Origin of the sequence: Pseudoalteromonas sp. GCY (assembly GCF_016695175.1) — a bacterium.
Lineage (GTDB): Bacteria > Pseudomonadota > Gammaproteobacteria > Enterobacterales > Alteromonadaceae > Pseudoalteromonas.
This window is the reverse complement of the sequence record NZ_CP068023.1, coordinates 3,584,381-3,604,518: the sequence shown is the minus strand read 5'-3', so window position 1 is coordinate 3,604,518 and position 20,138 is coordinate 3,584,381. Positions and strand designations below refer to the sequence as shown.

Annotated in this window: 18 protein-coding genes and 1 riboswitch; of the genes, 10 read left to right on the top strand and 8 right to left on the bottom strand. The window is 43.9% G+C overall.

The features are described 5' to 3' along the window. Nucleotides 1–50: 50 nt before the first annotated feature. Both JJQ94_RS21575 and coaD read right to left on the bottom strand, forming a co-directional pair. Entirely contained in the window at nt 51–1,409 is a 1,359-nt protein-coding gene (locus JJQ94_RS21575) for a capsule assembly Wzi family protein (RefSeq protein WP_099030408.1), read from the bottom strand. After that, the gene (coaD, locus tag JJQ94_RS21570) at nt 1,406–1,888 is read right to left on the bottom strand and encodes a pantetheine-phosphate adenylyltransferase (RefSeq protein ID WP_010374242.1); all 483 of its coding nucleotides are present in this window, start codon (nt 1,886–1,888) and stop codon (nt 1,406–1,408) included. Before coaD ends, JJQ94_RS21575 begins: the two co-directional genes overlap by 4 nt. A gap of 185 nt (nt 1,889–2,073) precedes the next feature. On the opposite strand from coaD, the gene JJQ94_RS21565 reads away from it, so the two are divergent. Together JJQ94_RS21565 and thiI are read left to right on the top strand one after the other, a co-directional pair. After that, nucleotides 2,074–2,730, top strand: a complete 657-nt coding sequence (locus JJQ94_RS21565; RefSeq protein WP_099030407.1) for a TetR/AcrR family transcriptional regulator — start codon at nt 2,074–2,076, stop codon at nt 2,728–2,730. Nucleotides 2,731–2,948: 218 nt separating this feature from the next. Then, the gene (gene thiI, locus JJQ94_RS21560; RefSeq protein ID WP_010374240.1) at nt 2,949–4,406 is read left to right on the top strand and encodes a tRNA uracil 4-sulfurtransferase ThiI; all 1,458 of its coding nucleotides are present in this window, start codon (nt 2,949–2,951) and stop codon (nt 4,404–4,406) included. A gap of 456 nt (nt 4,407–4,862) precedes the next feature. Here the strand turns inward: thiI and JJQ94_RS21555 are convergent, their stop codons facing one another. Both JJQ94_RS21555 and JJQ94_RS21550 read right to left on the bottom strand, forming a co-directional pair. Beyond that, nucleotides 4,863–5,765, bottom strand: a complete 903-nt coding sequence (locus JJQ94_RS21555) for a ketopantoate reductase family protein (protein WP_099030406.1) — start codon at nt 5,763–5,765, stop codon at nt 4,863–4,865. Continuing rightward, nucleotides 5,758–6,030, bottom strand: coding sequence for a VanZ family protein (locus JJQ94_RS21550; RefSeq protein WP_039492978.1), 273 nt, complete (start codon nt 6,028–6,030; stop codon nt 5,758–5,760). The genes JJQ94_RS21555 and JJQ94_RS21550 overlap by 8 nt, the downstream gene beginning before the upstream one ends. Before the next feature lie 230 nt (nt 6,031–6,260). Between JJQ94_RS21550 and JJQ94_RS21545 the strand changes: the two genes are divergently transcribed. The 3 genes from JJQ94_RS21545 (at nt 6,261) to JJQ94_RS21535 (ending at nt 10,114) form a co-directional block, all read left to right on the top strand. Further along, nucleotides 6,261–6,743, top strand: coding sequence for a YajQ family cyclic di-GMP-binding protein (locus JJQ94_RS21545; RefSeq protein WP_010374237.1), 483 nt, complete (start codon nt 6,261–6,263; stop codon nt 6,741–6,743). An 86-nt stretch (nt 6,744–6,829) separates the two neighbouring features. Beyond that, nucleotides 6,830–7,078, top strand: a riboswitch (cobalamin riboswitch). A gap of 35 nt (nt 7,079–7,113) precedes the next feature. Beyond that, entirely contained in the window at nt 7,114–8,976 is a 1,863-nt protein-coding gene (locus JJQ94_RS21540; protein WP_099030405.1) for a TonB-dependent receptor domain-containing protein, read from the top strand. 160 nt (nt 8,977–9,136) lie between these two features. Beyond that, nucleotides 9,137–10,114, top strand: a complete 978-nt coding sequence (locus JJQ94_RS21535; RefSeq protein WP_099030404.1) for a hypothetical protein — start codon at nt 9,137–9,139, stop codon at nt 10,112–10,114. A 41-nt stretch (nt 10,115–10,155) separates the two neighbouring features. Here JJQ94_RS21535 and msrA read toward each other — a convergent pair whose 3' ends face one another. From msrA to JJQ94_RS21520, 3 genes are read right to left on the bottom strand one after another with little or no spacing between them, the layout of a single operon-like run. Then, on the bottom strand, nt 10,156–10,689 hold the full coding sequence (gene msrA, locus JJQ94_RS21530; RefSeq protein ID WP_099030403.1) for a peptide-methionine (S)-S-oxide reductase MsrA: 534 nt from the start codon (nt 10,687–10,689) through the stop codon (nt 10,156–10,158). Further along, nucleotides 10,689–13,787: an efflux RND transporter permease subunit gene (locus tag JJQ94_RS21525; RefSeq protein WP_099030402.1), complete on the bottom strand. Its 3,099-nt coding sequence runs from the start codon at nt 13,785–13,787 to the stop codon at nt 10,689–10,691. Before JJQ94_RS21525 ends, msrA begins: the two co-directional genes overlap by 1 nt. Nucleotides 13,788–13,793: 6 nt before the next feature. Continuing rightward, on the bottom strand, nt 13,794–14,846 hold the full coding sequence (locus tag JJQ94_RS21520; protein ID WP_099030401.1) for an efflux RND transporter periplasmic adaptor subunit: 1,053 nt from the start codon (nt 14,844–14,846) through the stop codon (nt 13,794–13,796). A 213-nt stretch (nt 14,847–15,059) separates the two neighbouring features. Between JJQ94_RS21520 and JJQ94_RS21515 the strand changes: the two genes are divergently transcribed. The 5 genes from JJQ94_RS21515 (at nt 15,060) to JJQ94_RS21495 (ending at nt 19,297) form a co-directional block, all read left to right on the top strand. Then, nucleotides 15,060–15,779 carry a DUF2982 domain-containing protein gene (locus JJQ94_RS21515; RefSeq protein WP_442960332.1) on the top strand — a complete coding sequence of 240 codons (720 nt, stop codon included), beginning with the start codon at nt 15,060–15,062 and terminating at the stop codon, nt 15,777–15,779. 22 nt (nt 15,780–15,801) lie between these two features. Further along, on the top strand, nt 15,802–16,134 hold the full coding sequence (locus tag JJQ94_RS21510) for a hypothetical protein (RefSeq protein ID WP_095728041.1): 333 nt from the start codon (nt 15,802–15,804) through the stop codon (nt 16,132–16,134). A 15-nt stretch (nt 16,135–16,149) separates the two neighbouring features. Continuing rightward, nucleotides 16,150–17,835, top strand: a complete 1,686-nt coding sequence (locus tag JJQ94_RS21505) for an Lcl C-terminal domain-containing protein (RefSeq protein WP_099030399.1) — start codon at nt 16,150–16,152, stop codon at nt 17,833–17,835. Nucleotides 17,836–17,845: 10 nt separating this feature from the next. After that, nucleotides 17,846–18,349, top strand: a complete 504-nt coding sequence (locus tag JJQ94_RS21500; RefSeq protein WP_099030398.1) for an Lcl C-terminal domain-containing protein — start codon at nt 17,846–17,848, stop codon at nt 18,347–18,349. 177 nt (nt 18,350–18,526) lie between these two features. Next, the gene (locus JJQ94_RS21495) at nt 18,527–19,297 is read left to right on the top strand and encodes a YggN family protein (protein WP_099030397.1); all 771 of its coding nucleotides are present in this window, start codon (nt 18,527–18,529) and stop codon (nt 19,295–19,297) included. On the opposite strand, the gene JJQ94_RS21490 is transcribed toward JJQ94_RS21495, so the two are convergent. Next, nucleotides 19,292–20,125: an amidohydrolase family protein gene (locus JJQ94_RS21490; RefSeq protein ID WP_099030396.1), complete on the bottom strand. Its 834-nt coding sequence runs from the start codon at nt 20,123–20,125 to the stop codon at nt 19,292–19,294. The genes JJQ94_RS21495 and JJQ94_RS21490 overlap by 6 nt on opposite strands. Between the last annotated feature and the right edge of the window lie 13 nt (nt 20,126–20,138).

Genomic DNA, 20,138 nt, shown 5'->3' with positions numbered 1-20,138 from the left:
TTGAGGTTTAGCAACTCTTACTTAATGAAAAGAGCGGCGATGGCCGCTCGTTAAAACTGATATTCCACGCTCAATGTAAGTGCTGCGTGGCTTTCGTCTTCTTCCTGAGACTTATCTTGCCATGCCTTTACACCAATTTTAGCAAGCGCGCCAAACACACCTTGTTGGTAACCGAGCTCGACCTGGTTTCGCTCAACGTCTAATGTGTCAAATTCAACTCGTTTTAGCTTGGCATAAGCACCAATGCCATCTGTGCTGAAGTAATCTAACGCGAAAGTGAGGTTTTTAGCGTCCAATCCCGAGCTTGCTCCAAGCCAAAGGTCGCGTTCACGATAGTTCGCTGAATCTACTGTATTGTCTCTTGGGCAAAGCGCGAGCTTTAGCTCGTCTTTACAATCAATACTTGTATCTGAGTATTCAATAAAGCTTTTGAGACGATAGTCTTTACCACCCCAATAACTTTCAATACCTAGGGTGTACATTGGATTGCTTGGTAACGCACCACTGTCGTTATTGCCTGCAAACTCACCGTATAAAGCGAGCGGTTGATTAGCTAGCCTAGTGGAATATTTGAAGTCAACGCTGGTGAGGCGTTGCGTTTGCTTTTCGCTTTCAAGGTTTTGTTGTTGATAAACAAAGTCGCTGGATGTTGTACTAAAGCCAAGCTCTAACCCCTGAATTGGAAAAGCTGCCGCTCTAAACCCCCAAAAATCGCCATCCTTTTTACTGGCTATACTTGGGCGTTGTTTTGCCATAATGGCCGTCACTTGCCAAGGACCAACGAAAGAGAGAAAGCTCGGTCCAATGTAGTTGTTATTGGCACGACTTAAACGAACCGCCTTCATGGGGGCTGCGTTGTTTGAAAGCATCAGCGCATTTTCGTTGCTCGGTCCCCACCAGTAGCTTAGTCGCTCAGCGCTGAGAGACCAATTACCAAACAGCACTGCGAGGTGGCTGCCGTGGTGATTAACGTATTTTCCATCTTGGCCTTCATCTGCGTAGTTAACCGCAATTTTAGCGCTAACAGCACCGCCGGTAATAATGCCATAAGTACGCAAGCCAGAACGTTCATTTTGACGTTCGCCAAAGCCTGTTGAGCGCTCTTCAGCACCGTTAAAATGTGCTTTTATACTACTGTATCTTTCTCTTTTTGCTTGTTTTAGTGCATGGCGTAAATGTGCCAATGCAAAGCTTGCGGTTTCAGAGAGATTTCCGTCATCAATAGCAGCAAGGTCATTAACAATGCCGCTCCACAGCAGAGGATATTGATTAACCGGGCGATTTATCACGCCTTCTGCAACCAGTAAATCTATGCTGTGTTTAAGCTCACTTTGCGACACCTCTATCCAAGGTGAAGCGTGCGCATATGTTCCAACCAATACGGCTAGGGATAATAGGCACTTTTTCATCCGTGTAGTTTTTCCTCTAAAGCTTTGGCAACCAGCGGGTGAACAAATTCACTGACATTGCCTTTATGAAGTGCAACTTCTTTTACTAAAGTTGACGAGATAAATGAATTCTTTTCAGATGGCGTTAAAAATACGCTTTCCAAATCAGGATGTAAACGGCGATTCATATTAGCCAGCTGGAACTCATAGTCAAAGTCAGACACTGCGCGAATGCCGCGGATCAGCACGTTGGCTTTTTGCTCTTTTGCTAAATCAACGAGTAATCCTGAAAACCCAATCACCTTTACATTTTTATGTGACTTTAAAATTTCTTCAGCCAAAGCAACACGTTGCTCTAGTGAGAAACAAGGCTGTTTATTTGGGTTATGGGCAATTGCCAAGATCACGGTATCAAACATTTTTGCTGCACGTTTGATTAAGTCTTCATGTCCATTAGTGAGGGGATCAAATGTGCCAGGGTAGAGGGCGATGACTTTCATAAGCGTAACTATGTTGAATTTTTTTGTATGGTAACAAGGTTTTTTTGAAAAAACACTGGTCAGCTTTGTCGGATCTAAGCTTATCTAGAGGTAAAATTAGTGCTATTTTTTCACATGGAGCGCGAAATAGCCTAGTAACCCTAGCAATAGCGCGACCACGTTATCAACAAAGATAGAGAATCGTAATGAATACCAAGGAAAAAATAATACGTACCAGCATCGCGTTATTTAATTTGCATGGAGAGCGCGCGATTACGACAAACCATATAGCGTCCAGTTTGGGGATTAGCCCTGGCAATTTGTACTATCATTTTAAAAATAAAGAAGACATCATTCGGCAAATATTCGCGCTTTACAGCGAACATTTAAATACGCACTTTAAGCCACTGGAGCAGCACAACGAGCCACTTGAGCAGCTAACTCAATATTTAGACTCCTTGTTCGACCTGATGTGGCGTTATCACTTTTTCTACGACAACCTGACAGACATCTTGGCTCGTGATGATGAATTGAAAAAAAACTATATTGCTTTTCAGTCACGCTTACTCGAGCAAGTAAAAGCTGTGGTAATAGGCCTAAGAGATACGGGCGTGATCGCCATAGATGATGACGATGCTAAAGAGCTCGCGCATATGTTGAAAATGACTGTTAGTTTCTGGACTCCCTATGTTAAAGCCAGAAGAATGACAGGCGTCCTTGAGCAACAAGATATATACAATGGCATTGTTAAAGTACTGATGATTTTTAAACCTTACGCGACGCCCATGAGTGCACCGAAAGTGGCACAACTTCAGCAGCATTATCAAGCACTAGCAGAGGCGAGCTTACCGAGTATTGCTTAGCCTTAAATAATTAAGCGGGCCTTTTGCCTTAGTGAGTACGGGCAAAAGGCTTTGTAGAGCACAACAGGAAAAGGTCTGTTTATTTCCTAATCGGCTCTTAGTTTGATATACTCGCGCGCCCGAACTGTCCTCGGTCAGTGTGCGCCACGATAAAGTCCACTTAGGTCAAATCAGCGCGTCATCGCAACCGATAATCGATCTGTAGTAGAGTGACTTTTATGCTTAAATTTATCGTCAAATTACATCCCGAAATTGCTATTAAGAGCAAATCCGTCCGTAAGCGTTTTACCAAAGTATTAGAGAAGAACATCAAAATGCTGTTGGTTCGCGTTGACGAAAACGTAAAAGTTAAAAATAACTGGGACAATATCTCAGTGACGAGCGAGCTAAGTGACGAGAAAACCCGCCTTGGTCTAATCGACCACCTTAAACGCACGCCAGGTATTGTGCAGTTTATTGAGGTGCAAGAAACACAGTTCGATACGCTTGATGATATCTACCAACAAACGATTGCTTTGGTTGAGCCATTGATCAAAGGCAAAACGTTTTGCGTGCGTGTAAAGCGCCAAGGTAAGCATGAGTTTACTTCAAGCGACGTGGAGCGTTATGTTGGTGGCGGTTTAAACCAAAATGTAGAGGGTGCCAGTGTAAGACTGAAAAAACCTGATGTGACGGTTAAAATCGAAGTCAAAGACAATAAAGCCTACATCGTTCGTCACCAGCACTTTGGTCTAGGTGGCTTCCCACTACCAACGCAAGAAGACGTGCTGTCTTTGGTTTCTGGCGGATTCGACTCCGGTGTTGCGACTTATCAAATGATGCGAAAAGGCGCGCGTACGCACTTTTTGTTCTTTAACTTAGGTGGTGCAGCCCACGAAATTGGCGTTAAGCAAGTGAGCCACTACTTGTGGAAACAATTTAGCTCTACCCACAAAGTTAAATTTATTACGATTGACTTTGAGCCAGTTGTCGCTGAAATTCTTGAGAATATCGAAAGCGGGCAAATGGGCGTGGTACTAAAACGCATGATGATGCGTGCAGGTGCTGTGGTCGCAGAGCGTTTGGGGATCCCAGCGCTGGTAACTGGTGAAAGTATTGGCCAGGTATCGAGCCAAACCTTGGCTAACCTTAACGTGATTGACCGTGTTACAGAGATGCTGATATTACGCCCGCTTATTCAACACGATAAAGAAGAGATTATTCGTATTGCCAGAGCGATTGGCACCAATGAAATGGCAGAAGCAATGCCTGAATATTGTGGTGTGATCTCTCAAAAACCAACGGTAAAAGCACAGCTTCACAAGATATTAGCCGAAGAAGAAAAGTTTGACTTTGATGTATTGAATACAGTTGTGGCTAACGCGACGGTAAAAGATATTCGTGACATTGAAGCTGAAGCAAAAGAAGAAGTGAAAGAAGCGGAATCGGTAAGTGAATTACCTGACAACGCGGTGGTACTAGATATTCGTTCTCCAGAAGAGGAAGATGCAAACCCTCTAGAGCTAGATGGTGCACAAGTGATCCACTTACCTTTCTTTAGATTAGCCACTAAGTTTGGCGACTTACCACAGGATAAAGAATACTACTTGTACTGTTCGAAAGGCGTAATGAGCCAGTTACAAGCACTTATTCTGCATGAAAATGGCTATGCTAACGTCAAGGTGTACCGTCCTTAAAAGAAGGTGTGTTAACAAGCGTTGGGTGAGACTTTAGGATTTACCCAACGTGCGTTTTTTGTGGGGAGGTTATAGGTTGCTTGTTTATCCCCGTTTATTTACTAGGTATTTTGTAGCTGCCCTCCACAGTTAGTATCAAAGCGCATCCATGCGCTCCTCGTTCATTCTTTTGAAACGACGCAATCGAGCGAATCAAGAAAACGTCGCCCCGACATCATACTGAATCCTAAAACCAAAAAAACTGATAGGAAAGCAACCGACATCCCGCCGGCGCATTGCATATCGGCTTATGCTTCTCAGGTGTGATGAAAGGGGAATTAGTTGCTTATGAAACCTTCTACGGTTTTAGCAGTTAAACTGCTTGCAAGTATTGCAAAAACAATCTGCGTAGTGTGCCTCCTAATTCACAGTGTAAATAGTTTTGTGGGAGGCGGTTTACCCGTCGAGAAGTTAAGCCTATTGCCGCGCTAGCTGCCAGCGCTTATTCACTTCATCAAATAACTGTTGATTAAACGGCACATCAATATTTTGTTTTGCTGCTAGCTCGCAAATATATCCGCACATGGCGTCAATTTCTGTGCGCCTGTTATTCGCGATATCCTGATTCATCGAAGAGCGATTGTTTGCGGTTTGTGCCATTACGGTGTAAGCAAGCGTGGCTAGCTCGCTAAGCGCTAAGGTTACGCCTTTACTTGCGGCCACAAGCTGTACTTCATTCATTAAATTAAGAATTTGGGCTGCGTATTTGGGCTGTCTTAGCTGACCATTTACGACTTGTTCCAATGCACTTAACGGGTTAATGGCAATATTAACCGCCAGCTTTTTCCAAAGTGTTGGCATGATGTCAAACGTGGTTTGGGCATTTTCAAATGTGCTAAACAGTTGCGAGAATACGCGCTGGTAGTGGCAGTTGGCTAGTGAATTTAACGGCCCAAACCAAGTTGCACCTTGTCCTGTATGATGCACAGTGTCTGCGACTTTATAGCCTGCGATGGATGTACTTAAGAAGTAGGCGGATTGTGTTTTATCAAGCATTGCTAACTCACAAGACCAATCCACCATGCCATTATGACTAAGGATTAGCGTGCCATTTTTTGAAAGTGCAGGGCGAAGCGCTCGGAGTGCTTCGATTACCTGATATGCTTTAACGGGAATGATTAGCGTATCTATACTGCTGGCTGGGAGTTCTGCAAGTGTTTTGGTGCTGCACGGGATGGTTTGTTGAATACTTGCTGTTTGATAGCGATAAGTCGCCGCGCGTTTATTTCGAGTGATCAGCGTAATTTGATGAGATTGACTAAGGTGCTGGGCGAGCAGTAATCCTATCGCCCCTTCACCTAAAATATGTATGTTAGCCATGTTTTCTATTGCGCCAACTTGCCCAAATATAAAATAGAACAAAATAACTGACCGCACCGGCTAAATCAGCTAAAAAATCAGCGGTAGATGCTTGGCGGTACGGTAATGAATGCTGCATCCACTCAATTCCTGCACCATACAAGGACAGTAGCACTATGTGTGTCCATACTTTCACTTTAAAAGCATGGTGAGAGATAAACGCAAGCACAAAAAATACACCAAAATGCGCCACTTTATCGATATTTGGGAACAGCTTTGGAGACAAGCTAATTTCCTTTGCGAATAGCACCGTACATATAATTAAAGAGATAATCAAAAGAGCTTTATAAACGCGCCGTGTCACAATACATCCTACTTCTGTATGACTAAGCGAGCAGTATACCATCGAAAACTGTCCATTGGGTGAACATCCTAATACGCTGTTTAAAAACTTAAAGTAACTCAAATTAAGCATAAACTGCTATAATCGAGCCAAAATGACTTTAGGAGAGAAGCATGCCTTCATTTGATATTGTATCTGAAATTGATATGACAGAAGCAAAAAATACCGTAGACAACGCGGTTCGTGAGCTTGATACGCGCTTTGATTTTCGTGGCGTAGATGCATCAATCGAGCTAAGCGGTGAAATGATCAACCTCAAAGCGGAAGCAGAACAGCAAGTTATGCAGTTGTTCGATATGTTAGTGGGTAAAGCGGCAAAGCGTGGCCTTGATGTGGCAAGCTTCGAGTTAAAAGACATTGAGCGCTCTGGCAAATACGTATCGCGTAAGGTGGCGTTAAAGCAAGGCATCGACAAAGAGATGGCGAAAAAATTGGTTAAGCTTATTAAAGACTCAAAAGTTAAAGTTCAAGCTTCAATTCAAGGCGATACGGTGCGTGTAACGGGTAAAAAGCGTGACGATTTGCAAGAAACGATGCAACTGGTTCGTACCGGCGAGCTTGGCCAGCCATTTCAATTCAAAAACTTCCGCGACTAATTACGCTTTACTTCATTCCAAAAGTGCATAGATTGCACTTTTGGATTTCTAGACGTCCATTGACAATCATTCCGAAACCCAAGACAATAGCCTCGCATTTTCAAGGTGCTGTACACAACCTAGTGTGGTTGCTAAGTGTATAGATAATCGGGAAACTGGTGCGAACACAAGGGAACATCTAATTGCGTTAATCAATAATAAATTGAGTAAGACAGTTTATTACACGTGATTAGCTTGGATCGGTTCTATGCCAGCGCTGCCCCCGCAACGGTAGAGTGAACTGCTAATCTGCAGGTTTACTGAGCCCGGAGACCGGCCTTGAAACAGTCACTTTGTGTTCTTGTACGGTGGGTACAAGTTAGGGGAAACCATGTTAAATAAAACTGCTCTAAGCGCGGCGATAGCGACGGCGCTCTCTTTTTCAGCATTTGCTGATCAAAATGTTGAACATATCACTGTTACTGCCAATAAATTTGAACAATCTCTAGAAAGCGCATTGTCTGCCATTACGGTTATAGGTCGTGCTGAAATTGAAAAAAGCAATGTTCAAGATGTCGTATCGCTACTCGATAATGTCGCTGGTATTCAAGCGGTTAGAAACGGTGGCTTCGGTCAAAGCGTGAGTTTATTTCTACGCGGTAATGACGCTAAGCATACGCTAGTGTTAATCGATGGGGTTCGAGTGACGGATGCAAACTCCGGTGACAATTCGCTCACTAATTTACCACTTAATAGCATCGAAAGAATTGAGATCATTCGTGGTGCCAAAGCTGCGATTTATGGCTCAGATGCCATTGCTGGCGTGATTAATATTATTAGTCGCGAAGGGAATAATAATACCATCGCGCTTACGACTGGGAGTAACAATTACTCCAAGACCGAAGCAACGGTAAATTACAAAAAAGACAAGTTTAGCATTGCAGCTAATGCGGGTTACACTCATACCGATGGCTATGATGTGATTGAGAAAGACCCTGAAGCTGCAATCACAAAAAACCATGACCGTGATGGATATTATAACGGTAATGCCGGTTTAAATGTGCAGTATGGTGATGAAGAAAGTGGTATTTTTAGCTTACGTTCACAGTACAGTGAAGGAGAGGGGGAGTATGACTCTTTTGGTAGTGATGCTTACCGTTTCCATAACTACACCAATAAACTGGCGTGGAAAAGACGTACTGATAAGTTTAGCCAAAGTGCGTCATACAGCTTAGGCAAGGAACAAAATGTTCAAATAGGTAATAGTACTGACGATAATGCTTATGTCACCAAACGCAGCCAATTTGAATATCAGTCGCAATATAGTTTAACTGAAGCTTTGATCTTCACGGGTAACTTTACCTTTCTAAATGAAGATGTTGGTGATTCTACCGCCTCTTTTTCAGAGCCTGAGCGTGATAACGTATCTTTAGCACTCGGTGGGTTTTACAACGATGAAAATTGGCTGGCAGAGGTTGTACTGAGAACGGATGATTATGATTTTCATGGTCGTGCAAACACGTACACGGTTGCTGTAGGCAAGCAACTCATGGATGGCCTGAGTGTTAAGTTGAATCATGGTACTGCCTTTAGAGCACCTTCTTTATCACAGGCGTTTGTGATTGATAGTCCTTACTATTTACCTAACCCAAATATTAAGCCGGAAGAAGCTACTAATAACGAAATTATTGTTACATGGAGCGGCGAGAACTTCCGTGTGGAAGCTGCGGTATACGATAACCGTATTACCGATAAAATCGTTTATCAGCAAAATGATAAATGGAAATACATTCCTTACAATGTTCAGCGCGCTGACTTTGAAGGTGCTGATCTTTCTATTGAAATTGAAGACAACTTTGGTATCGAGCATACGGTAAATGCGAGCTATGTGAGTGCTAAAGACGCTGATACCGACAAGCAATTACAGCGCAGAGCGAGACGTACCTTAACTTATTCAGTCAGTAAAGAGTGGGAAAATGTCGACGCAACACTGACTTTAGTCCATAGAGGTAATCGCGACGATAAAGTATGGGGAGCTGAAGGTGCATATACAGTGACTTTACCGTCATATACGCTGTTTAACTTAGCTGCTAACTATACGTTTTTCGATGGACTCAAGTTAAATGGCCGAATTGAAAACTTAACCGATAAGCGTTATTTCAATGCCACAGCGGGCGAAGCAAAAGATGGTTCTTTACTGGGCTATAAGCCACTGGGTAGACAAGCCTACGTTGGTGTGAGCTACAGCTTCTAATGCGTTAACTGCTTTTCAATATCCAGAGTGATCCATCATGAGTAATGGATCACTTTTCTTATTTATCATTTAGTTGCATTACATTTGTAACTGGTGTTCTGCCTTGCGTGTGGTTGATAATAGATTTGATTTGTATTATTACTACCTTAAGGAAAAGAACATGAAGTCACTATTATTTGGGTTACTCACGCTTGGGATTGTCACATCAGCGCAAGCCTCACTACCCGAAAACCAGCTTGAACCTCAATTTTCAACACAATCAATGACGGGCGATTTCGCTTGGTTTAACGCGCCATCGCAAACCTGTAATCGGATCCGAAGCATGATGTACTATCGCCACCCTGGCAACGATCACCTAACGCCTATATCTGTGCCTGTGATTTATACTGGTGGAGAGTGTTGGTCTACTGGCAGGACAACATCTAGCCAAGGTCCAAAGGAAATGTATACGCAGGTTTCAGATATCATTCATCAGCAATTTTCGAATGTGGAACATAACTACAAAGAGTTGACGACCGATATCGTTAACAATATTGCCGCGCAATCTAGTTCAAATAAAGTGAGCCACACGACTAGTCTCTACGGCACTATGCATATGAAAATCGCAGGTAGAGTCGATGCGCAAAATAAAGTACCGGTGTTGATCGATGGCTTCGATTTGAAGTCTTACGCTAAGTTTCGTAAGAAGCAGCTTGGGATGAATATTTATATCCATGTCTATATTAACAACGAAAATGTCACCATCAAAGGTAAGTATAATGTACGTACCCAGCAGCTTGAGTTAGATCCTTTAATTTCTAGCTTTAAGCCTGTGGTGACGACAAAAGTAGAGCTGCCGTGGATCCTCGATTTGATAGATACCTTGACTCCGGGGATTTTTGACAAGCTTTATACTGAATTTAGCCGTATTGTGATTGATGTGTTTGAATTCTTAGGGGTGGATATGAGCGAAGATATTCCGCAGGTCATTAAACACAACGCCCAGTTAATCAATTCAGGCGTAATTCCGCTTAAAGGCTTAGATACCTTAAGACCTGGTGATACTGCGAATTTAGAAATGGAAGTAATGCGTGGGCATTTGCGAATTAAAGATGGCCGCACTAGCTTTTATGTATTTGCTATACCTATGTTGCCGTAAGCTGTTTGCCGAACGCAATTTATTGCGTTCGGCAAACAAGTTTAGTGCTTTAAATTTGTCGCAAAATGGCTTTCAAACTTTGCAATTTTAGGGGCAATCATCACACTGCAATAGCCTTGATTTGGGTTTTCAGTGTAATAATCTTGGTGATACTGCTCAGCAGGATAAAATTCAGGCGCTGGGCTAACCTCAGTCACTATTTTTTCACTCAACTGGCTTTGAAGCTGTGCAATACAATCTTGAGTTTGCTGCTGTTGCTGCTGGTCATGATAAAACACCACACTGCGGTACTGAGTACCAATGTCGTTGCCTTGGCGATTCAACTGTGTTGGGTCATGCAGGGTAAAAAACATATTAAGCAAAGTATCAAAGCTGACAATATCGGCATCAAATTGCAGTTGGACTACCTCTGCATGGCCACTGTCTCCCCGACATATCATTTGATAGGTGGGATTATCTGTGTGGCCACCTGCGTAACCTGATTGCACTGACTCAACGCCATTGACGCGGCGAAATGCCGCATCAATACACCAAAAGCAACCACCACCAAAAGTTGCGATTTGTAAATTTGCCATTATACCTCCTGCTCAGGATGTTGTTTCGACTGCTCCTCAAGACGTTTTGTTGTCTCTTCTGGAGATTGCGTCTTCTTAGCTAGTAAAGTATAGGCGGTTGGGATAACAAACAAGGTCAAAATGGTGGCAACACTGACACCGGCAAAAATCACGACACCGATCACCATGCGGCTTTCGAACCCGGGGCCTGTTGCAAACACAAGCGGGATAGAGCTCATCACGGTTGTTAGCGAGGTCATGATAATAGGTCTTAATCGCTGCGCTGCAGCATCAACAATGGCTTGTTCGAAGGCAATGCCTTTGTCACGCAATTGGTTAGCAAATTCCACGATTAAGATACCGTTTTTGGCACTAAGGCCAATCAACATGACAATACCAATTTGGCTATAAATGTTTAGCGTGCTGTCGGTGATAAACAATCCATACATCGCACCAACTAAACCCAGCGGTACGGTGAGCATGATAACCAGTGGATGGACAAAGCTTTCAAACTGTGCGGCTAATACCAAGAAAGTAACGGTGAGCGCCAGAATAAACACATAGGTCATCGCCGATGCGCCTTCATAAAACAGCTGTGACTCGCCTTTGTAGTCGATGGCACCGTCGATATCATTTTCTTCGGCGGCTACTTTATTTAAAAAGTCGAGCGCTTGTTCTAGTGTGTAGTCGCCTGCGAGGTTTGCTGTGATAGTGATTGCGCGCATACGGTTGTAGCGGTTTAATCGAGAAGCTGTGGCTTCTTCTTTTATGGTGATCAAACTGTCTAACGGCACGAGCTCATCGCTACGAGATTTCACATAAATATCAGAAATATTATCTGGAGCAGAGAAGTCAGCTTTGGTGCCTTTTAAGATCACATCGTATTCTTCACCGCGGTCAATAAAGGTGGTAACACGACGTTGTCCCAGCATGGTTTCTAGCGTTTGGCCGATGGCACTTACCGACACGCCTAAGTCTGCAGCTTTGGTTTTATCAATGCTTATCAAAAACTGTGGGAAGGTTTCTTTGTAATCGTGATCAAGACGAACCAGTCCTTTATTTTCACGTGCGCGTTCTAGAATGCGATCGCGCCATGCGGCCAACTCGTCATAGTCGTTGCCTTGCAGTACAAACTCAATGGGGCGTGAGTTACCGCCGCCGCCAATACCACGGCGCATAATAGCAAAGGCGCGAATATCTGTAACATCTTGCATTTTACCGCTGATCTCATCCATGACTTCCCAAGTAGAGCGTTTTCGCTCATCCCAGTCTGGCATGCCGATAATAGCAACACCGCCTTGACCACCCCAACCAGGCACCCGAATAAGCACGCGGCTAAGTTCCTCTGAGTCTACATAAGGAAGCAGTCGCTCTTCAATTTTTGCCATATTTTGCGAGTTGTTTTCGTAGCTTGCCCCTTCTGGGCCATTCATCATAACGAAGAAAGTACCGCGGTCTTCTTTTGGTGTCAGTTCAGACGGAATCTGTTTAAACAGGCTGTAGCTGGTAAAACCCGCCAGCGCCAACATCACAATCAGGCTATATTTACGCGATAAGTTGTCTTGTAAAACTCGGCGATACCCTTGTTCTAGTCGAGTAAATTGACGGTCCATCCATTGACTAAAGCGGTTTTCCTTATTGCTAGGCTTTAATACTTTGGAGCAAAGGGCAGGAGACAACGTCAACGCGGTAATACTGGAGAACAGTACCGCAGCACTTACTGCAAAGGCAAACTCGGTAAATAGAGCACCAATACGACCATCCATAAAGACCAAGGGAATAAACACGGAAACCAAAACCAGCGTTGTTGCAATGATAGCAAAGCCTACTTCACGCGCGCCACGGTATGCCGCCAGTAACTTGGGTTCGCCAAGCTCGATGCGGCGGTAGATATTTTCTAGCATTACAATGGCGTCATCGACCACAAGGCCGATGGCAAGCACGAGTGCAAGAAGCGTCAGCAAGTTGATAGAATACCCCATGGCCAGCAAGAACATAAAGGTTGCAACTAAGGCTACCGGCACGGTAACAGCAGGGATCAGCGTAGCGCGGATATTGCCAAGGAAGATGTAGATAACGAGTACCACCAACGCCATAGCAATCGCAAGTGTGCTATATACTTCAGCAATGGACTCGCGGATAAAAATAGAAGAATCGTAGCTGTCTTCTATGGTCGTGCCTTGAGGTAGGTTGCGTTTTATTTTTTCAAGCTCTTTACGGGCGTTGTCGACCACTTCTAGCGTATTGGCTTTGGCTTGCTTTACAACGCCAAGGCCAATCATATTTTTACCATTACCACGGAAGGTACTTTCGTCGTCAGCGGCTTCAAGTACCACCTGCGCGACTTCACCAAGTCGTACCAAATAGCCTTGTTCGCCCCGCTTAATCACTAGGTTGTCAAAGTCTTCTTGAGTCTTATAGCTTCTGGCAATACGAACAGAAAAATCACGGTCAACGGATTCTATTTCGCCAGCGGGTAATTCTACGTTTTCTCTGCGTAGCACTTGTTCAATATCACTGCTAGTGATCCCACGAGCGGCCATCGCTTTTCGGTCTAGCCAAATCTTCATGGCGTATTGACGTTCACCACCAATACGTACATTCGATACGCCATCAACAACCGCCAGACGGTCAACGATAAAGCGCTGGGCGTAGTCTGAAAGCTGCAAGGTATCCATGGTTTCGCTATTGAGTACAAACCAAGCGATAGGGCTTTCGTCGCTGTTTGATTTCGATACTTCAGGCGGCCTCACTTGCTCTGGTAGTCTATCTAGCGCACGAGAAACGCGCTCTCGCACATCATTTGCGGCAGCGTCGATGTCGCGATCGATATTAAATTCGATAGTGATATTGGAGCTACCGTTGCGGCTACTGGAATTTATGCTTTTAATGCCTTCGATCCCCGAAATCCGGTTTTCTAGTACTTGGGTGATCTTGGTTTCTACCACCTCCGCTGACGCGCCTGTGTAGTTAGTGCTTACACTGACTATTGGAGTTTCAATATCTGGGTATTCGCGCAGCGGCAGCATAGTAAATGCCACTAAGCCAAAGGTCAGCAGCAGTAAGTTAATGACGATCGCGAAGATCGGGCGCTTTACCGCCGTATCAGTGATTCTCACGTCGCCTTACCCCTTTACTTCAACTTTTGAGCCTGAGCGGATCTTCAGGGTGCCTTCCGTGATCACTTGTTGTCCCTCTGTAAGCCCTTCGTCGATAGCCACCCAGCCGCTAAAGCGAGTTTGCAGGTGTACTTCACGTTGTTGCGCTTTACCTTGGTCGTCAATGACAAATACAAAATGCTTATCTTGTCTTGGAATGATGCTTTTTTCTGGCACCACAAGGGCTTGTAATCGAGCCAGTTCAAGCCCCATGTGTAGTAGCATACCTGGGCGAAGTTTATGGTCTAGATTGATGAAGCTCGCTGTCACTCGTACCGAGCGCGTTTGTTCATTAATACGCGGGTCAATATGGGAGACCTTACCGGTAAATAGTTGCTCTGGGTAAGCTTCACTTTGTGCATTCACTTGCATACCAAGCTGTAGTTGTGCTAGGTATTTTTCTGGTACCTGAAAATCCACTTTGATGATACTAATGTCATCGAGTGTGGTGATCACAGTATTGTTGTTTACGAAGCTACCTATGGAGATATTTCGAGTACCCAATAATCCATCGAATGGAGCATAAATGGTCATCTCGGCGAGTTTTGTTTTGGTGGCTTCCAATTGTGCAGTTAAGGTGTCTACCTTTGCTGATTGCGCTTCTAGTTGAGAGCGAGCCGCAGATTGAGTTTTTGCGAGGTCTTTAAGGCGGTTTAGTTGTCTAATTTCTTCTTTTAGCGTCACTTTCAGCGCTTCGATATCGAGTTTCTCTTCGGCATCACGCAACTGGACTAGCTTATCGCCTTTTTTTACTACGTCTCCGTCATCGAAATATAGGGCTGCCACATAGTCGCTTTGGGCGCTACTCACGTTGATTGCTTGATTTGCTCTGGCGGAACCAATAGAGTGAACAGCAATAATACGTTCCTCTTTGGCTACAGTATGAGCTTGAACGGAGGTTACGGGTGCCGAGTTGCCACTCATTTTACCTTCCGAGGCTGGTAAATATAAATAGCCGCTGATGACGACTAGCACTACAATGATAAAAGGAAACAGTGCTTTTCCTGATTGATGACGCATAAAAGTGACCCAGATTATAATTTGTCTCTAGTTTACAAAATTAAAGGCTAACAAAGTCTACGGCATATCCTGTAAATTTGTGCATTAAACGAAAATGTAATTCAATTTAAGTGTTTGTACCTAAATTAAATATTATGAAACACAGTCATTCATGTAAACGATGCATCACAATACGTAAATTAGTCGCATGGGCGATCATCATGTACATCTTTTATGTCTGGTATACCCATGCTTGAAGCAAAACTACGTGCAACCGCTGACCGAAATGGCGTTGAATTTATGCTGGTTGGTGCAATTGGATTGGTTGTTATCATGCTTTTTGTCAACTTGCGTGGTACAGCTATTACTATTGTAGAAATATTTCTTGCCAGCGCCATGTTAGTGGCTATTTTTGTTGGCTTTCTTAAAAGTCAGCAACCATATTTTAGTTTATACTTTACAGAACAAGAGGTTAGGTATGTGCATAAATATGGAGCTTGGCTGCTATCCATTGTAAACTTCCACTCCAGCGGCATTCCCAAAGTTCAACAAGGTGTTGAAACACTTGAGTTAAATGCAGTTGGTATTAAACTTAATGATATTGATGCGTTTTTATTAAATTTAACACCTCGACTTGCGGGTAAATTATTGATCGAGCAGCGGCATATTTTTTTACAAGCTGTTAAAATGCATTGCGAAAATGGCAACTGCCCATCTGAATGGTTGATAGAAGAAACCGTTTTTCGCTCCAAGGCGGGAAAAGAATATACTGGTTTAATGGCAATGTTTGCAAACCGGATGGATAATTTAAAGACAGTGACGGGATATGATTTATTGATCCCCGCGACTGCCTTAGACAGGGATATTTGGCAATTTTCAGTCATGTTAAACCGCTGGAAACTTAACCCTAAAGAGGTGGTAAAAGCATTGTTAGAAGAACAAACCACCTACTGAAGATGTAACAGGATACACCAATATGAGCTTAGAAACGGCCTATATTAAAAGCGGGCGTAATACCATCATTCACAAAGAGAAGAAATTAGATCTTGTGATTGTAAATGGTGAAGCACACCCAAAAATCAAGGTGACTGCAAACGGTTTGGTGCCTTTTAAGGAAGAGCTGCCGAGAAATCGAAGAGAAGCTAAAGAGCGTTATTTAGAGGTCGTCCACGTTTCGAGTATTGATGTATTTGGTGAAGTAAAGCGGTTGTTGTTTATTCAGGCTTTAGACGGCCGAGAATACAAAATAGATTACAGTAAAGTTGGCACTAAGTTGTTCGTGCGAATACATCAAGAGAGTTATCTATAATTCATAAGGAATAATATGAATGCATTCAAGGGAAGTTGGGTTGTACTTGCGTTAATATTAGCGGGTTGTGGCGGAGGCTCTGGAAGTGATGAGCCGAGCCAAGTCAGCGCATCGGTTAACGCGGGTGCTGATGTCCAAGTAACTGAAAAAACAGAAGTCACCTTGAATGCACAAGCATCACCTGCTGGCGGCACCTTTAACTGGCAAGTTATCTCTGGTGCAAACATCAGTGAATTTCCAATCACTGAGCAACAAGCCGCTTTTGTTGCGCCGGATATCAAAGCCGATGTTAATTTACTTATTCAGGTTGATTATGTTGCGCCTGATGGCAGTCTTGCAAGCGACCAAGTGACGGTTGCTATCAAATCTAACAATCAATTACCCATACCAAGTATCAGCCAAACGGCACCGGAAGCACTACCAGCCAAATATAAAGATACTATTGTCCTCAGTGGCGCAGGCTCTTCCGATCCAGACGAAAATGGCCAAGTGGTTGCTTATCAGTGGCAGCAAGTAAGTGGTCCCACAACAGTGCAGCCAACGGGATTGAATACAGCTACTTTATCTTTTGTCCATCCATTATTGGCTAGCTCTCAGGCGTCAATCTGGCAGTTGACGGTTACCGATGATGAAGGCGGACAAGCCAGTACCCAGTTTACCCTCGGGCTACTTGCGAATTCGGATGTGGTAGTGGCAGATGCTGGGAGCGACCAGCAAGTGCAAGAGTTTGATGAGGTCACGCTTGATGGTTCAAACAGTGATACTGTATCTGGTCAGAAACAGTGTTTATGGCGGCAGGTGACGTCTGGCACTCAGATAGCGTTAAGTTCTGTTACCGGGTGTTCAACAACTTTTAACGCACCAGATCAAAATATTTTGTCGCAAGTGGAATTTGAGCTGACCGTTACTGACTCGCAAAACCGCTCCGCTACTGACACCGTGCGCATTGATATCGAGAAAAAGCCATTAGGTAAGCTAAACGATAGTGGCCAAACCGCTTGTTTTAACAATACGGGTGCGATCACCTGTAGTATGACGCAGTTTACGGCTCAAGATGCGCAGCGTGGGCGTGATAATTTCGCCACTCAAGTGGCGAAAGAGGGCAGTGGTCGAGCAGGTTTTGACTTCACCAAACTAAATCGCTTTGCGGATGAGCTGCCTGATGACGCTACGGACTTTGCTTGCGTTCGTGATAACGTCACAGGACTTATTTGGGAAGTAAAAGAAGCAAGTTCGGGTACATTACCAAATACTTCTTCTCGCAACGCACAAAATAGTTATACCTGGTATGTTGAGGTAGACGGAGCGATTGCCGAGGGGAGTGTTCAGGCCGCAGCGAATACAACCTGCCCGCAGGATAGTCATTGTGGTATTCAAGCTTTGATTGATGAAGTGAATAATCCTGCCGTTGGAGAGCAAAGTTACTGTGGTGGTAACAATTGGCGCTTACCAACTTATATGGAACTACTTGGACTACTAGATTACGGCAGTGCAAGTACTGCGGTGATAGATGAAGCGCTTTTCCCTAACTTACCTAGCACAACCACGCTTGGTCATCGCTATTACTGGACCTTGCAGTCGAGTTTAGATGGTACCGGTGGCACGCTGAGAAGAGCTTATGTTATCGACATGGATACGGGCAATGATTTTGCAGTAGAAAAGTCTAGCAGCGCATTTGTTAGATTAGTAAGGAATCCTTAGGGAGCGTGGTATGAAAATTATTGCAACTATACTATTTACTTTGTCATTCACGGCTGTTTGCCAAGCGCAAACTTGCGTTGGTACTGGCTCCAATACCAGCCGCTATACGATAAACAGCAATGGTACTGTGCTGGATAGCCAAACGGGATTAATGTGGCAGCGCTGCAACTTTGGGCAAAGCTACAACGCAACTGCTCAAAGCTGTGAAGACAATGCTCAGCAACTTACTTGGCAGCAAGCATTGGTGGTTGCCGACGAAGACCAATTTGCAGGGTTTACAGATTGGCAAGTGCCTAACGTTAAAGAACTAGCCAGTATTGTGTATCACGAGTGTGTGACTCCAGCAATAAACATAACGGTATTTCCAACGACCAAAAGTAATAATTATTGGTCGGCAACGACCCAAACTAACCAACCTCAGTTTGCTTGGGTGTATCAGTTTGCTGATGGTAAAAATAATCCAACCATTAAAACTGCGGATGCCTTTGTCAGGTTAGTAAGATACTATCAATAGCCCTTATTAGTGGTATTGCTACTGCCTTTGATGCTAACGGATATGGATCTCTAATATTGCCAGTCAGACATAGCTTGTTACTTTCATCCGTCTAAAATGGCTTTGGGATTGTTTGATCTTTTGGTACTCTCCTGAAGCACCCCTTTCCCGTCTTACGTTCTACACACAGGAGGCCATATGAATCGATTACTCAGCGCGATAGTCTTGTCTTGTGCCGTATTGACGTCTTCTGCTCATGCTAACAATAAGTGCGATGTTGAACTTGGGCATGGTCTTATCATCACTGACAACGAAATTCGTATCGTTGATGATGGTCAGACCCGAATCCAAATCAACAATGATAGTCAGCTTTTTATTTTAGGCCGCTGGATTGAGTTAGATCAGGAAGGGGAGAGAGTTGTGCGCGAGTATTCTTTAGGAATACGGGACACTGTTCCTGAGCTGGTTAACCTGGCGACCGATGGCGTCAACCTCGGATTGAGTGCGATTGAGCAAGTGGTTGAGGGGATGTCTGACAAAGAACCTGAAGTGCTCAAAACGCAGTTGCAATACGTTGAACGTGCGCTGATGGATAAGTTTAAGCGTGGAGATGATTTCTTTTTTATCGCACCACAATCACTTTCTAAAATTGATGATTTCTTTACTAAAGAGATCAGCCAAAAAATTCACTCTGCTGTTCATGGTTCGTTGGGCTCTATTTTAGTCTCGTTGGGGGATGCGTTTAAATCTCGCGAAGGGAATATCGAAGATCGCATTAACGATATGGGACAACGCATGGAGATTATTTCGAAAGAGATAGATAAATCGCTGCAGAAAAAAGCCCATCAATTAGAAGAAAAAGCGGCAGAATATTGCGAGTGCTTAAACACCTTAGATCAAACGGAAGAAAAACTACAGCGCATAGTACCTGAGCTGGTTGCTTACGATCTCGTCCAGATCCGCTCATAATCCATAGCAACTTTTGGCATTGTCTCGGCTGAGTTTATGCCAAGTTGACGATATCCCTATCACGTCTAGATAGTCCTGCCATATTTGCCAATAGCTTTTTTGCATGAGAGAAACCGGATAATTCGAACCTAGCATTAGGCTCTCTTCTCCCGCATGTGTGATTAAGTGAGTAAGCCATTCAGAGAGTGTTAGTGGGTTTGCTAACATTTCGTGGCCAGAGCACTTGATCATGACATTGTTAAGCGCTCCAATGCGCCTTAATATATCTGTACAAGGGCTAGTAGCATCAACAAACCCCGCATGGTTAAATACGATTTTTAAATCAGTTTCTTGTTCTGCAAGCTGCAACAAAAGGTCGACTTTTTCACTTTGCTTAAATTCTAATTGCGCCTCAAAATGTAGTCCATGCTCGGCAAGACAGTTGAGATTTTCGAGCACGAAAGGCACGGATAAACGTTGGCTGTCACTGCCTTCGGTGATGTCTCTTATCGCCACAAGGTGAGGATGTGCTAAATGCGCTATGGCTGTGCTAAATTGCTCAGGAGTCGCGTTAATAGGTGCGTAACCGACGGCTTTAAAGGGAAAGCTGCCTAGTTCCTGATTTAACCAATGTAATTCGTTGATGGGATTTTGATTATCAAAACCGGCTTCCACATGCACTAAGGCTTCGAGTGTAAACTGTGAATGTTGGGGTAGACTAGTAAGAGTATGATTCTGTCTTATTTTTTCCAGATTAGACCAAGCGGGCGGGTTATGCTTGAGCCAAGAATATTGTCCTAACGCTAAATCGAAAAAGTGTAGGTGGCTATCAATAATTCTCAGACTCATCACGCATTCCTTT

What these genes read in the sequence shown, in the direction of transcription:
- JJQ94_RS21575 (WP_099030408.1), bottom strand. Translation starts at nt 1,409, where the DNA reads ATGAAAAAGTGCCTATTATCCCTAGCCGTATTGGTTGGAACATATGCG.
- coaD (WP_010374242.1), bottom strand. Translation starts at nt 1,888, where the DNA reads ATGAAAGTCATCGCCCTCTACCCTGGCACATTTGATCCCCTCACTAAT.
- JJQ94_RS21565 (WP_099030407.1), top strand. Translation starts at nt 2,074, where the DNA reads ATGAATACCAAGGAAAAAATAATACGTACCAGCATCGCGTTATTTAAT.
- thiI (WP_010374240.1), top strand. Translation starts at nt 2,949, where the DNA reads ATGCTTAAATTTATCGTCAAATTACATCCCGAAATTGCTATTAAGAGC.
- JJQ94_RS21555 (WP_099030406.1), bottom strand. Translation starts at nt 5,765, where the DNA reads ATGGCTAACATACATATTTTAGGTGAAGGGGCGATAGGATTACTGCTC.
- JJQ94_RS21545 (WP_010374237.1), top strand. Translation starts at nt 6,261, where the DNA reads ATGCCTTCATTTGATATTGTATCTGAAATTGATATGACAGAAGCAAAA.
- JJQ94_RS21540 (WP_099030405.1), top strand. Translation starts at nt 7,114, where the DNA reads ATGTTAAATAAAACTGCTCTAAGCGCGGCGATAGCGACGGCGCTCTCT.
- JJQ94_RS21535 (WP_099030404.1), top strand. Translation starts at nt 9,137, where the DNA reads ATGAAGTCACTATTATTTGGGTTACTCACGCTTGGGATTGTCACATCA.
- msrA (WP_099030403.1), bottom strand. Translation starts at nt 10,689, where the DNA reads ATGGCAAATTTACAAATCGCAACTTTTGGTGGTGGTTGCTTTTGGTGT.
- JJQ94_RS21520 (WP_099030401.1), bottom strand. Translation starts at nt 14,846, where the DNA reads ATGCGTCATCAATCAGGAAAAGCACTGTTTCCTTTTATCATTGTAGTG.
- JJQ94_RS21515 (WP_442960332.1), top strand. Translation starts at nt 15,060, where the DNA reads ATGTCTGGTATACCCATGCTTGAAGCAAAACTACGTGCAACCGCTGAC.
- JJQ94_RS21510 (WP_095728041.1), top strand. Translation starts at nt 15,802, where the DNA reads ATGAGCTTAGAAACGGCCTATATTAAAAGCGGGCGTAATACCATCATT.
- JJQ94_RS21505 (WP_099030399.1), top strand. Translation starts at nt 16,150, where the DNA reads ATGAATGCATTCAAGGGAAGTTGGGTTGTACTTGCGTTAATATTAGCG.
- JJQ94_RS21500 (WP_099030398.1), top strand. Translation starts at nt 17,846, where the DNA reads ATGAAAATTATTGCAACTATACTATTTACTTTGTCATTCACGGCTGTT.
- JJQ94_RS21495 (WP_099030397.1), top strand. Translation starts at nt 18,527, where the DNA reads ATGAATCGATTACTCAGCGCGATAGTCTTGTCTTGTGCCGTATTGACG.
- JJQ94_RS21490 (WP_099030396.1), bottom strand. Translation starts at nt 20,125, where the DNA reads ATGAGTCTGAGAATTATTGATAGCCACCTACACTTTTTCGATTTAGCG.